This is a genomic window from Streptomyces sp. NPDC005485, assembly GCF_040606085.1.
In the GTDB taxonomy this organism is placed as follows: domain Bacteria; phylum Actinomycetota; class Actinomycetes; order Streptomycetales; family Streptomycetaceae; genus Streptomyces.
Window position 1 is genome coordinate 14,880 of the sequence record NZ_JBEXDZ010000020.1, and the last position, 12,539, is coordinate 27,418.

At 71.7% G+C, this 12,539-nt stretch carries 10 protein-coding genes and 1 pseudogene; 5 read left to right on the plus strand and 6 right to left on the minus strand.

Annotated features, from left to right (window positions below; genetic code table 11):
* Nucleotides 1-192 precede the first annotated feature (192 nt).
* Complete coding sequence (locus ABZS97_RS09750; RefSeq protein ID WP_356135568.1) at nt 193-753, plus strand: NADAR family protein; 561 nt, start codon at nt 193-195, stop codon at nt 751-753.
* A 28-nt stretch (nt 754-781) separates the two neighbouring features.
* Here the strand turns inward: ABZS97_RS09750 and ABZS97_RS09755 are convergent, their stop codons facing one another.
* Nucleotides 782-1,798, minus strand: a complete 1,017-nt coding sequence (locus ABZS97_RS09755; protein ID WP_356135570.1) for a DUF4190 domain-containing protein — start codon at nt 1,796-1,798, stop codon at nt 782-784.
* 76 nt (nt 1,799-1,874) lie between these two features.
* On the opposite strand from ABZS97_RS09755, the pseudogene ABZS97_RS09760 reads away from it, so the two are divergent.
* Both ABZS97_RS09760 and ABZS97_RS09765 read left to right on the plus strand, forming a co-directional pair.
* Nucleotides 1,875-3,018 (plus strand): annotated as a pseudogene (locus ABZS97_RS09760) (adenosine deaminase); the annotation flags it as partial.
* A gap of 25 nt (nt 3,019-3,043) precedes the next feature.
* Nucleotides 3,044-3,733: a glycerophosphodiester phosphodiesterase gene (locus ABZS97_RS09765; protein ID WP_356135572.1), complete on the plus strand. Its 690-nt coding sequence runs from the start codon at nt 3,044-3,046 to the stop codon at nt 3,731-3,733.
* Between the two features lie 16 nt (nt 3,734-3,749).
* Here ABZS97_RS09765 and ABZS97_RS09770 read toward each other — a convergent pair whose 3' ends face one another.
* A complete protein-coding gene (locus ABZS97_RS09770; RefSeq protein ID WP_356135673.1) occupies nt 3,750-5,435 on the minus strand; it encodes a sigma-70 family RNA polymerase sigma factor in 1,686 nt (561 codons plus the stop codon).
* Between the two features lie 374 nt (nt 5,436-5,809).
* On the opposite strand from ABZS97_RS09770, the gene ABZS97_RS09775 reads away from it, so the two are divergent.
* Nucleotides 5,810-6,973, plus strand: coding sequence for a serine hydrolase domain-containing protein (locus ABZS97_RS09775; RefSeq protein WP_356135574.1), 1,164 nt, complete (start codon nt 5,810-5,812; stop codon nt 6,971-6,973).
* Here the strand turns inward: ABZS97_RS09775 and ABZS97_RS09780 are convergent.
* The 3 genes from ABZS97_RS09780 to ABZS97_RS09790 form a co-directional block, all read right to left on the minus strand.
* Nucleotides 6,966-7,502 (minus strand): hypothetical protein, encoded by a 537-nt coding sequence (locus tag ABZS97_RS09780; RefSeq protein ID WP_356135576.1) that lies wholly within the window; start codon nt 7,500-7,502, stop codon nt 6,966-6,968. The two genes, ABZS97_RS09775 and ABZS97_RS09780, sit on opposite strands and share 8 nt — an antisense overlap.
* A gap of 61 nt (nt 7,503-7,563) precedes the next feature.
* Nucleotides 7,564-8,751, minus strand: a complete 1,188-nt coding sequence (locus ABZS97_RS09785) for a spermidine/putrescine ABC transporter substrate-binding protein (RefSeq protein WP_356135579.1) — start codon at nt 8,749-8,751, stop codon at nt 7,564-7,566.
* Nucleotides 8,752-8,833: 82 nt separating this feature from the next.
* On the minus strand, nt 8,834-9,730 hold the full coding sequence (locus ABZS97_RS09790; RefSeq protein WP_356135581.1) for a helix-turn-helix transcriptional regulator: 897 nt from the start codon (nt 9,728-9,730) through the stop codon (nt 8,834-8,836).
* Nucleotides 9,731-9,875: 145 nt separating this feature from the next.
* Between ABZS97_RS09790 and ABZS97_RS09795 the strand changes: the two genes are divergently transcribed.
* Nucleotides 9,876-10,883 (plus strand): aldo/keto reductase, encoded by a 1,008-nt coding sequence (locus tag ABZS97_RS09795; protein ID WP_356135583.1) that lies wholly within the window; start codon nt 9,876-9,878, stop codon nt 10,881-10,883.
* Between the two features lie 72 nt (nt 10,884-10,955).
* Here the strand turns inward: ABZS97_RS09795 and ABZS97_RS09800 are convergent, their stop codons facing one another.
* Complete coding sequence (locus ABZS97_RS09800) at nt 10,956-12,395, minus strand: gamma-aminobutyraldehyde dehydrogenase (RefSeq protein WP_356135585.1); 1,440 nt, start codon at nt 12,393-12,395, stop codon at nt 10,956-10,958.
* Between the last annotated feature and the right edge of the window lie 144 nt (nt 12,396-12,539).

Genomic DNA, 12,539 nt, shown 5'->3' on the forward strand with positions numbered 1-12,539 from the left:
GGTCGGCGTAGCTCCAGCTCGATTTGAGTGCCGATCCTGACAGAGCAACGGCACTCCAACAAGTGATTCCGTTGTTGCCTTTTGGTTACGCGACGAATTCTGTCGATCAGTTAAGGAAAGCGTCGACCAGGTGTCGAGTCCACCGGGAAAAGGCAGGACGGAGTGTCAGTGGTGCGTGCCAGACTCGCGTGCATGGGGAAGATCGATTCTTGGGAAGTCCTGACCAGGGAAGTCCGCGCGGGGGCGAGGGTCAAGTACCTGTACTTCTGGGGGCACCGGCCACGTCGCGCCGGGCAGGTCGACGCGAGCTGTCTGAGCCAGTGGTGGCCGTCGCCGTTCACCGTGGAAGGGGTGCGCTATGCGACCGCCGAGCACTGGATGATGGCGGGCAAGGCGCGGCTCTTCGGGGATGCGGAGGCGGAGCGGCAGGCCGTCGAGGCACGCAGTCCCGCGCTCGCCAAGAAGGTGGGGCGGCTGGTGCGCGCCTTCGACGACTCCGTGTGGGATCGGGAGCGCTACGAGATCGTGGTGGAGGGCAGCGTCCACAAGTTCGCCGCGCACCCCGATCTTCGGACGTTTCTGCTGGCCACCGGTGACCGCGTCCTCGTGGAGGCCAGCCCCGTGGACCGCGTCTGGGGCATCGGGCTCGCGGCGGACGACGAGCGGGCCGCGCATCCCGAGAAGTGGCGGGGGCCGAATCTGCTGGGGTTCGCCCTGATGGAGGCGCGGGAGAGACTGCGCGAGCGCGGCTGACGCTCACAGGAGCGACAGTTCCGAGGGCCTACAGGTCCTGGCGGACGTGCTGCGCGGCCGGGGGCAGTGACAGGGACAACGACGTGGAGAAACCGTCGCCGCCGTCGCCGGAGTCGCCGTCCCCGCTGTCGTGGCGCACGACCAGGACGATCACCACCACGGCGATGCCCAGCGCGATGCCGACGGCTCCGCAGATGATCCCGGCGAGCGCCTGGCCCGGGTTCGTCGCTTCGCCCCGGCGCGCCTTGCGCCGGCCGAGCGCGCCGAAGACCACGCCCAGGATGCCGAGCACGATGGCCAGCGGCCACAAGCAGAACACGAGGGCGGCGAGGATCCCGAGCACCAGCCCGGCGGTGCCCATCCCGTTGCTGGGCGCGAGCGGCATCGCGGGCCAGCCGTAGCCATAACCGTACGGCGGCAGGCCGGGGCCCTCGGGACCCACGGGCGGTGGGGGGACCGGTTCGCCGTGGACGGAGGGAGCGGAGAAGACAGAGGGAGAAGAGGGAGAAGGGGCGGAGGGGAACGTGCGAGTGCCGCGCCGCGGAGGCCGGGGCGTTTCCACCGGGGGCGCCCACGGGTTCGGCTCCGCACGCGGGACGTCGACGACCTGGTCCAGGGGGACCCGCGACTCACCTGCGGGACCCTGCCCGGGAGCCGGATCGGAAGGCCGACCCCCGGCGGGCGCCGCGCCGCCTGGGCCGACGGACACACCGGGCGCCCTGTCCACCGGACCGGCCGACACACCGGGCACCGCGTCCGCGGGACCGACGTACGCACCGGGCACGGCGTCGGCCACGGCGTCCTCCGCGCCGGGCCCGGGTGCGCTGCCCTCGCCGGACGAGGACGGCGACGCCCACCCGAGCGCGCCCGCCACCTCCGGCCCTCGCTCATCGCCCCGCCCGGCGGACCCGCCGGAAGCCTCGCCCGCACCAGGCGTCGCGGCCTCCCCGGCGGGAGCCGGTGCGCTGTCCTCGGTGGGAGGAGGGGCCGGGGGCGCCCACGGATTCGCGGCAGCCGCTTCCGGCTCCTGCGCGTCGTCGGGCATGTGCGGTCCCCCACCCCTTTGTCGTACGTTTTGTCGTACGTTCCGTCATGCTACGGCCCGAGCCCCCGGCGCGTGGCGGTCGGCCTACGATGATCCCGAGTCACCGATCAGCCGATCACCCGCGCCCAGCCGACCACGGTCCGCAGGCGCCGTTCCCGGGGAGGAACCCCTTGACCGAGCACGTCGACGTCCGCGATCCGCACGCCTTCATCGCCGGACTGCCCAAGGCCGAACTGCACGTGCACCACGTGGGCTCCGCCTCCCCGCGCATCGTCTCCGAGCTGGCCGCCCGCCACCCCGACTCCAAGGTGCCCACCGACCCCGAGGCCCTGGCCGACTTCTTCACGTTCACCGACTTCGCCCACTTCATCAACGTGTACCTGTCCGTCGTCGACCTCATCCGCACCCCGGAGGACGTACGGCTGCTCACGTACGAGGTGGCCCGCGACATGGCGCGCCAGCAGGTGCGCTACGCCGAGCTGACCCTCACCCCGTTCTCCTCGGTCCGGCGCGGCATCGACGAGCGCGCGTTCATGGAGGCGATCGAGGACGCCCGCAAGGCGGCGGAGGCGGAGCTCGGCGTGGTCCTGCGCTGGTGCTTCGACATCCCCGGAGAGGCGGGGCTGGAAGCGGCGGAGGTGACGACGCGGCTGGCCACGGACGACCGGCTGCGTCCCGAGGGCCTGGTCTCGTTCGGGCTCGGCGGGCCGGAGATCGGCGTACCGCGGCCGCAGTTCAAGCCGTACTTCGACCGCGCCATCGCAGCCGGCCTGCGCTCCGTGCCGCACGCCGGTGAGACGACGGGCCCGGAGACGGTCTGGGACTCCCTGCGGGACCTGCGCGCCGAGCGCATCGGGCACGGCACCAGCTCCGCGCAGGACCCGAAGCTCCTCGCGCACCTCGCCGAGCACCGCATCGCCCTGGAGGTCTGCCCGACCTCCAACATCGCCACGCGCGCGGTCCGCACCCTCGACGAACACCCCGTCAAGGAGATGGTGGCCGCGGGCGTGCTCGTCACCGTCAACTCCGACGACCCGCCGATGTTCGGCACCGACCTCAACAACGAGTACGCGGTCGCCGCCCGGCTCCTCGACCTCGACGAGCGGGGCCTGGCCGCGCTCGCCAAGAACGCCGTCGAGGCGTCCTTCCTGGACGAGCCCGGCAAGAAGAAGCTCGCCGAGGAGATCGACACGTACACCTCGGTGTGGCTCGCACCCTGACTCCCGTCGGCTTCACAATGGGCGCATGCACACCGTGACTGCCGTCGCCCACCGCGGCGACCCCTACCGCGTCCGTGAGAACACCCTCGACTCGCTGCGTTCCGCGCTGCGACTGGGCGCGGACGCGGTGGAGGTGGACGTCCGCCTCACCCGCGACGGGGTGCCCGTACTGCTGCACGACGGGACGCTGAAGCGGCTGTGGGAGCAGGACCGGCCGGTGCGCTCGCTCTCCTTCGACGAGGTGCGCGGACTCACGGCCGGCGGGGTGCCCACGCTCGTGGACGCGCTGGCGGCGATCGGTGACGCCCGGCTCATGATCGACCTGCCGGGCGGGCCGGACGGGCGGGCCGTGCGCCGGATCGTCGACGTCGTGCGCGAGTGCGGTGCCGAGGAGCGGGTGTACTACTGCGCGGGCGCCGAGACCATGCTCGCGGTGCGCGCGGCCGACCCCGCCGCGGAGATCGCGCTGACCTGGACGACCCTCGCGCCGCCGCGGCCCGCGCTGCTCGCGGCGGTCCGGCCCCGCTGGCTCAACTACCGCTTCGCGCTGGTCGATCGCGACCTCACCGCCCGCGTCCACCGGGACGGCCATCTGCTGTCGGTGTGGACCCCGGACACCCGGCGCTCCATGCGGCGGCTCCTCGACATGGGCGTGGACTCGATCACGACCAACCGCATCGACGCGTTGTGCGCCCTGCGCAAGGGGACGACGTGACGGCGGCGGAGAAACGCTAGACGCGGGAGTGCTGCGCGACCGTCGCCGGATCGGCCGGGCTCGTGCGGGTCACGTACTGCGGTACCGGGGCCGTGTCCTTGCCGGTGTCGCGGACGAGGCCGTAGCGGATCGCGCCCTGGGCCGGGCCGGTGGTGACGTCCGCCTCGACCGCGTCCCGGCTCGACGGGAAGACGCTGAGGCCGTAGTCGGCGCCGCGCTCGTTCACGGTGAGGGTGACCGCGCCGTCGAGGTAGAAGTACTCGTTCTGCCACATCTGCTGGGTGCCGGCCGGCGGTACGGCGTAGCCGATGTCGGGCCCGCCCATGCCGGACGTGTAGCCGTCGCCGCTGTCCGGGAAGGTGTCGTCCATCCGGCGGCCGCCGCCCGACGCCACATGGAAGAGCTTGCCCTGCAGTCCGGTCCAGCTCGGCATGGCCAGCGCTCCGGCCCGGTACTTCGGGGAGATCTGCCAGCGGACCAGGACATAGCCCTGGCCCTTGAGCACCACGTTGTCCCCGCGGTGGTTCATCACGGCGTGCGCGCCGCCGCTGCTGGTGAGCCCGGACTCGGGCCGGTGCGGCAGCGCGGCGGGCCGCGCGCGGGGGTCCGGGGCCGGGTCGACGGCGTCGACGACGGTGCCGTACGGCTGGACGCGGGTGCCGGCGGACGCGGAAGGCGAAGGAGTGGCGGACGGGGAGGTCGAGTGCGACGGGCTCGCCGGGGCGGCCGTGTTCCGGGCCGGCGGACGGGCCGTGCTCGCGGCCGTCGGTGCGAGGGCCCGCGGCGGCGGGGCGTCCGGCACCTGCGTCACGACGTACACCCCGCCGGCCGCGAGGGTCGCGCCCGCCGTCACCGCGACGGCGGGCTTGCTCAGCACGCCGAGCACCTTCGCCGACCAGCCGACCGGCACCGCCGCGGCGACGGCCGCCGCCGTCTTGCCGCCGAGCGCCAGGGACAGCGTGAAGCCGACGGGTATCGGAACGAGGGCGATGCCGACGAGGAGCCGTTCGGCGGGTACGACGGTCTCGGCGGGCCCCGAGCAGTGGGCGCAGCCCCTGATGTGCCGGGCGAGCCGCTTGCGCCACACCGAGTCGGGCCGTCCGTCCCAGCGGGCGGTCACCCCGCGCATGTCCGGGCAGGAGGAGTCGAGGGCGCGCACGATGCCGCGCGCGGCCTCCAGACGGGCCTTCATGCGCTGGACGCGGACAGCGGCGTGCTGGCGGCTGATCCCGACGGCCGCGGCCAGTTCGCGCCGGGTGAGCTCGCCCGCGACCTCCAGCCACCACAGCGAGAGCAGTTGGCGGTCCTCGTCGTCGAGCCAGCGCACGGCTTCCGCGACCTCGCGTCGCTGCCCCTCCAACTGGAGCCGCAGCACGGTCAGTTCGGCGAAGTCGGCGGCCTGGTCGCCCGCGCCGTCGTCCAGCGTCTCGGACGTGCGGCGGCGCGCCCGGTCGCGTATCTGGCGCATGGCGATGGCGACCAGCCAGGACCGGAAGCTGTCCGGGTCGCGCAGCGAGCCGAGGTTGTCGACGGCGCGCAGCATGGTCTCCTGCACGACGTCGTCGACGTCCGCGTGACCGTTCAGGGCACGGCCGACGATGTTGTAGACGAGGGGGAGCCAGCCCGCGACCAGCTCGTCCAGTGCCCGCCGGTCACCGTGCTGCGCCGCCGCGATGGTGGAGCGCCACTGCCGCCCGTCCACGTACGTACCTCGCACCTTTCGATGTCACCGACCTGCCGCCGGTCTTCCCCGCACCCTCTCAGCCGCGGCTTCGCCTGCCCGCTCCCTATGTCGGAGATCACACCGGCCGGGTAAGGCCGCAGGGGCCTGCGCCCCGCCTCCGCATATGGAGACGGAAGGACGCCTTCCGCGATAACACTTTTCCGGCGCCGAAACTTTCGCCGCGCCCGCCCTAGGGGTGAACCCGCACAACACCCTTGTGCACAGCGGGTGTTGCTCCGGGCGGATACCAGGGGCGGTGCCCTCCTCGGCGACGATCCGCGAGGCGGCGGGCGGCCACAGGATGATCACCAGACGCCTGCAGACCCCTTCCAACACCACTCAGGAGCAGCCGCATGCCTGTTCGCAGCCGAACCCTCACCGCCGTGGCCGCCGCCCTCGTCCTGGGCCTGACGGCCGGACCGCTGGCCGCCCCCGCCTTTGCCTCGTCCCCCGCCGCGGTCGCGGCCGCGCACTCCGCGGCTGCCGGCCCGGACGCCGCGGCCCTGCGCGCCGCGCTCGCCGGGCTGCCGGACTCCGACGCGACGGCCGCGCTCGTACGGGTCGGTGGCAGCGACGGCACGTGGCGAGGGAGCGCCGGGGTGCACGATCTGGAAAGCCGCCGCAAGGCGGACCCGAACGCGCGCTTCCGTGCCGGTTCGACCACGAAGGTGGTCACGGCGGCGGTGGTGCTGGACCTCGCGGCCGAGGACAGGATCGACCTCGGCGCCCCCGTGCAGAAGTACCTCCCCGGGCTGCTGTCGCCCGCCTTCAAGCCGATCACCGTACGGCAGTTGCTGAACCACACGAGCGGGATCCAGGCGGGCGACGGCTTCGGCGACTCCTTCGAGGACGTGTACGCGCACCGCTTCGACACGCTCACCCCGAAGCAGGTCGTCGCGTCGGCGGTGGCCAAGGGCCCGGAGTTCGACCCGGGCGAGCAGCAGGACTACCTGAACATCAACTACACGATCCTCGGCATGCTGATCGAGAAGGTCACGGGCCACTCGTACGCCTCCGAGGCCGCCCGGCGCGTGCTCCGGCCCGCCGGGATGCACCACACGTACTTCCCGGGGACCGACCCCCGTATCCACGGCCCGCACAACCACGGCTACCAGGCCGTGAAGCAGGCGGACGGCACGACGGAGTTCGTCGACGTCACCGACTGGAACCAGGCGGACCGCTGGGCGGCCGGCGACATGATCTCCACGACCGCGGACCTGGAGCGACTGATCACCCACCTCTTCCGGGGCGAGATCGTCCCCAAGCCGCAGCTGGAGGAGATGTTCACCGTCCCCTCGGGCATCGAGGGCGCCGACATGAGCGCCGGGCTCCAGCGCTTCGAGTACGGCGGCAAGGTGTACTGGCTCAAGTCGGGCGCCCGCTACGGCTACAGCGCGGTCGTGGTGGCCACCCGCGACCTCTCCCGCACCCTCGTCTACTCGGTCAACTCCACCGACGCGAAGGGCGAGTCGATGAACCCGGTGGCCCAGCGGATCGCGCTGGCGGCCCTCAAGTAGCCACGGCGAGCGGCGGCGGAGCCGAGGTGAGCGCCTCCAGCCGCTTGATCCTCGTGCGGACGACGTACAGCGGGATCACCCCGAGGACCCCGAAGGACATGTCGATGACCGACCACCAGAAGGGGATGCCGCGGAGCGGTCCGCAGATCAGGGCGAGCGGGACGATGCCGGCGCAGGCGATCATCGCGAACTCGACGACCCAGATGTTGCGGACCGGGTCGCGGTAGGGCCCGTAGAAGGCGACGGCGATCACGAGGTGCGCGAACGCCAGCCAGTCCGTGCCGTACAGCAGGAAGGGGTACTGCTCGTCGGCGACGTCGACCCCGTGCCGTACGCGCTCGATCCAGTCCATGAGGGCGGGCAGGTGCTCCGGCACGGACAGGGACCTCAACAGGTCCTCGGCCCAGTGCAGTTCGTGCACCAGAGGGAAGGCCGTCGCCCCGCTCAGCACCAGGCAGACCACGAAGAGGACCAACCACACACGGATGCCCTTGAGAAGGGCGGCTCTGTCACCACCACTGTCGCTCATGGCAGGAGCGTACGCCCTGGTTGAACGTGTTCAAAACCTGCCCCCGTACCCACTGAAGGCGCTACAGCCCCGCGATCGCGTTCCACCGCTTGGCGAACTCCGTGCGTTCCGTGGACGCGATGTCGCGGGCGATCGCGAGGCGCTCCCGCATGGCGGAGTCGGGGAAGATCAGCGGGTCCTCGGCGAGGGCGGCGGTGTCCTTGTCCTTGGAGGAGGCGAGGACGTCCTGGGCGGCGGGGACGGGGCAGACGTAGTTGACCCAGGCGGCCAGCTCCGCGGCGACCTCCGGCTGGTAGTAGTGGTCGACGAGCTCCTCCGCGTTGGCCTTGTGGCGAGCCAGGTCGGGGATCATCAGCGACTCCGCCCACAGCTCCGCGCCCTCCTCGGGGACGACGAAGCGGATGTCGGGGTCGTCGGCCTGGAGCTGGATCACGTCGCCGGAGTACGCCTGGCACGCGAGTACGTCACCGCTCGACAGGTCCTTGATGTAGTCGTTGCCGGTGAAGCGCCGGATGTGACCGCTGTGCACACGCTTCTCGACCTGGTCGCAGACGGTGTGGAAGTCGTCCGCCTTCCACTTGGTGATGTCGACGCCGTTGCCCTGCATGAGCAGCGCGAACGCCTCGTCCAGGCCGGAGAGCAGGGTGACCCGGCCCTTCAGGTCGTCCGCCCACAGGTCGGAGACATGCTTGATCTCGCGGCCGACCCGCCGTCGGTTGTACGCGATGCCGGTGATCCCCGACTGCCACGGCACGGTCGACTTGCGCCCGGGGTCGAAGGCGGGCGAACGCAGCAGCGGGTCGAGGTACTTGGTGACGTTGGGCTGGCGGCTGCGGTCCATCTCCTGGACCCAGCCGAGCCGGACGAACCGGGCGCACATCCAGTCGCTGATGACGATCAGGTCGCGGCCCGTCCGCTGGTGGTTCATGAGGGACGGGCTGATCTTGCCGAAGAACTCGTCGTTGTCGTTGATCTCCTCGACGTAGTCGACGGAGATCCCGGTGCGCTTCTCGAAGGCGTCCAGGGTGGGCCGCCGCGTCGTGTCCTCGTCGTCGGTGTCGATGTACAGCGGCCAGTTCGCCCAGGTCAGCCGCTTGTCGGCGGCGGAGAGGTCGGCTCCGGCCCGGTCGCCCGGTGACACATAGGCGGCGGGGACGCCGCAGCCCGCGAGCGCGCCGAGGGCGGCACCACCGCCGAGCGCGCGCAGCAGGGACCTACGGGACGGCGAGGACTTCGACGTGTGGGACACCCGGGCAGCATGCCGCCCCGCCCATCGCGCGGACAATGGACGCTGCGTCGAGCGGTGGCGCACCGACCCGACACCCTGTCGATCAGCCCGTACGCCGCTCCCCCGCGCTCCCGGCGTCCACGGCCGTCGCGTTCCAGCTGGCGAGCAGCCCGAGCGCGTCCTGCGCTCCCGTGCCGGGCGCCGGGAGGTAGCTGACCAGGACCTGGCCGGGCTCGGTGGTGTGCAGGATCTCGAAGTCGAGGTCGAGCGCGCCGACCAGCGGGTGGCGCAGCCCGTACCGCCCGGGCCCCTTGTCCCGCACGTCCTGGCGCGCCCACAGCACCCGGAACTCCTCGCTCTTCACCGCGAGCGTGCCGATCAGCCCGGTCAGTACGGGATCGTCCTGGTGCCGTCCCGCGCCCACCCGCAGAAACGCGACCGTGGACTCCGCCTTGGCCTGCCAACTGTCCGCGAAAAGCTCGCGGTAGGCGGGGTCGAGGAAGACGAGGTGCGCGAACGTCCGCTCGTCCGGCGGCAGTTGGCCGAAGTCACCGAAGACGGCAGCCGCGAGGGGGTTCCAGGCCGGCACCTGGGTGGCGTGCCCGCACAGGTAAGCGGGCCCCGGCTGCGCGTCGATCAGCCGGCGCAGCGCGGGCCGTACGGCGGCCCCCTGCGCCGCGCGGGCCCCGCGGGGGCGGGCCGGCAGCGCCCGGTCGGGGCGGGCGAGGTTGCGCAGGTGCTCCTGCTCGGCCTCGTCGAGGCGCAGCGCCCGTCCCACCGCTTCGAGCACGCCGTCCGACACATGCGGGTTGCGGCCCTGCTCCAGACGTACGTAGTACTCGACGCTGACCCCCGCGAGCTGCGCCAGCTCCTCACGGCGCAGCCCCGGCACCCTGCGCTGCCCGTACGAGACCAGCCCCACGTCGTCCGGCCGCAGCCGGGCCCGCCGGGACCGCAGGAACTGACTGAGTTCGGCGCGCCGCTCCCCTACCGCTGTCATGTGTCCGAGTATCCCCGGCGGGCGGCGCGCCAGGGTGGTCAAGTCTTTCCCCCCGTTCAGACGTGCCTGTCGGGGCGTTGGCTTCGAGCGCAGAGTCGTGGTCATCGGCGATGCTCGCCAACGACTCATGGACGGATGTACGACGATGACTCTTCCCCGGCGCTCCCTCGGCTCGACCGGCCTGTCCCTCTCCACGATCGGCCTCGGCGGCTGGGCCTTCGGCGGTGACGGCTGGCGCTTCACGTGGGGTACGCAGGACGACGCGCAGTCGATCGCGACCGTGCACCACGCGGTCGGGCTGGGCGTCAACTGGATCGACACGGCGGCCGTGTACGGCCTCGGGCACTCCGAGGAGGTGATCGGCAAGGCGCTGGCCGGGCTGCCCGAGGCGGACCGGCCGTACGTCTTCACCAAGGCGGGCCTGGTCTGGGACCCGGAGAACCCGGCGGCCGCGCCCAGCCGGATCATGCGGCCCGACAGCGTGCGGCGCGAGGTCGAGGACTCGCTGCGCCGGCTCGGCGTGGAGCGGATCGACCTGTACCAGGTGCACTGGCCGGACACGGGCGCTTCGCTGGACTGGGACGGCGAGGGTGCCCGGGCCGGTGGCGGCCAGGTCACCCCGCTGGAGGAGTACTGGCAGGTCATGGCCGATCTGAGGACCGAGGGCAAGGTGCGGGCGATCGGGCTCTCGAACCACGGTCCCGAGCAGTTGGAGATCGCCCGGCGGATCGCGCCCGTCGACGCGATCCAGCCGCCGCTGTCCGTCCTCAACCGCGCCGCCGAGCCGGAGATCGACTGGGCCGCGGACCACGGCACCGGCGTGATCGTCTACTCCCCGCAGCACTCCGGTCTGCTGACGGGTTCCTTCACCCGGGAGCGCGTCGCGGCCCTCGACCCCTCCGACTGGCGCCGCACGCACCCCGACTTCACCCGCGACCTCGACGGCAACCTGGACACGGTCGAACGGCTGCGTACGGTCGCCGAGGCGCACGGCACGACCGTCGGCGCCGTCGCGATCGCCTGGGCCGTGGGCCGGCCGGGTGTCACGGGCGCGATCGTGGGGGCCCGCCGACCGGATCAGACGGCGGACTGGCAGCGGGCGGCCGCGCTGGAGCTGACGGCGGCGCAGGTGTCGTACATCGCGGAGGGCTGACCACCCCGAAGGGGGAAACACCGCGGCCCCGTACGGGATCAACTCCCGTACGGGGCCGCGCAGTTCGTGTGATCAGCCGTCCAGCGACGTCATCACGTGCTTGATCCGCGTGTAGTCCTCGAAGCCGTAGCCCGAGAGGTCCTTGCCGTAGCCGGACTTCTTGAAGCCGCCGTGCGGCATCTCGGCGACCAGCGGGATGTGGGTGTTGATCCATACGCAGCCGAAGTCGAGGGACTTCGACAGCCGCATCGCGCGCCCGTGGTCCTTGGTCCACACCGAGGAGGCGAGGGCGTAGTCGACGCCGTTCGCCCAGGCGATGGCCTGCGCCTCGTCCGAGAAGGACTGGACGGTGATGACCGGGCCGAAGACCTCGTTCTGGATGATCTCGTCGTCCTGCTTCAGGCCGGAGACGACGGTCGGGGCGTAGAAGTAGCCCTTCTCGCCGACCCGGTGGCCCCCCGACTCGACCTTGGCGTGCGCCGGCAGGCGCTCGATGAACCCGGTGACCTGCTTGAGCTGGTTCGGGTTGTTCAGCGGGCCGTAGAGCACGTCCTCGTCGTCCGGCTGCCCGGTCTTCGTGTCCGCGGCGGCCTTGGCGAGCGCGGCCACGAACTCGTCGTGGATGGACTCCTGGACGAGCACGCGCGTGGCCGCCGTACAGTCCTGGCCGGCGTTGAAGAAGCCCGCGACCGAGATGTCCTCGACGGCCTTGGCGATGTCGGTGTCCTCGAAGACGACGACCGGCGCCTTGCCGCCCAGCTCCAGGTGGACCCGCTTGAGGTCCTTGGACGCCGACTCGGCGACCGACATGCCCGCGCGCACCGAACCCGTGATGGAGGCCATCGCCGGGGTCGGGTGCTCGACCATCGCGCGGCCGGTGTCACGGTCGCCGCAGATGACGTTGAAGACGCCCTTGGGGAGGATGCCGCCGATGATGTCGGCCATCAGGGCCGTGGAGGCGGGGGTGGTGTCCGACGGCTTCAGGACGACCGTGTTGCCCGCGGCGAGCGCCGGGGCGAACTTCCATACGGCCATCATCATCGGGTAGTTCCACGGCGCGACCTGGGCGCAGACGCCAATCGGCTCGCGGCGGACGATGGAGGTCATGCCCTCCATGTACTCGCCGGCCGAGCGGCCTTCGAGCATGCGGGCGGCGCCCGCGAAGAAGCGGATCTGGTCCACCATCGGCGGGATTTCCTCGGACCGGGTCAGCCCGATCGGCTTGCCCGTGTTCTCCACCTCGGCCGCGATGAGCTCCTCGGCCCGCTCCTCGAACGCGTCCGCGATCTTGAGGAGGGCCTTCTGGCGCTCGGCGGGGGTCTGGTCGCGCCAGGCCGGGAAGGCCGCGGCGGCGGCCGCCATGGCGGCGTCCACGTCCGCCTGCCCGGACAGGGGCGCGGTCGCGTACGCCTCGCCGATCGCGGGATTGACCACCTCGGTGGTCCGTCCGTCGGCGGCGTCACGGAATTCGCCGTCGATGTAGTTGCGCAGACGACGCAGCTCGGTGCTCACTGCCGGGCCTCCAAAGTTCGGGAGTTCAGGAGTTCAGGTGTCCAAACGCTGAGACACCCACCCTAATCGGTGCCTCCACGTTTTCAACACCCCCGGCGCCATCAGAACTGCGAAATCCGCAAACGGGAGTCACGTAAACAACGA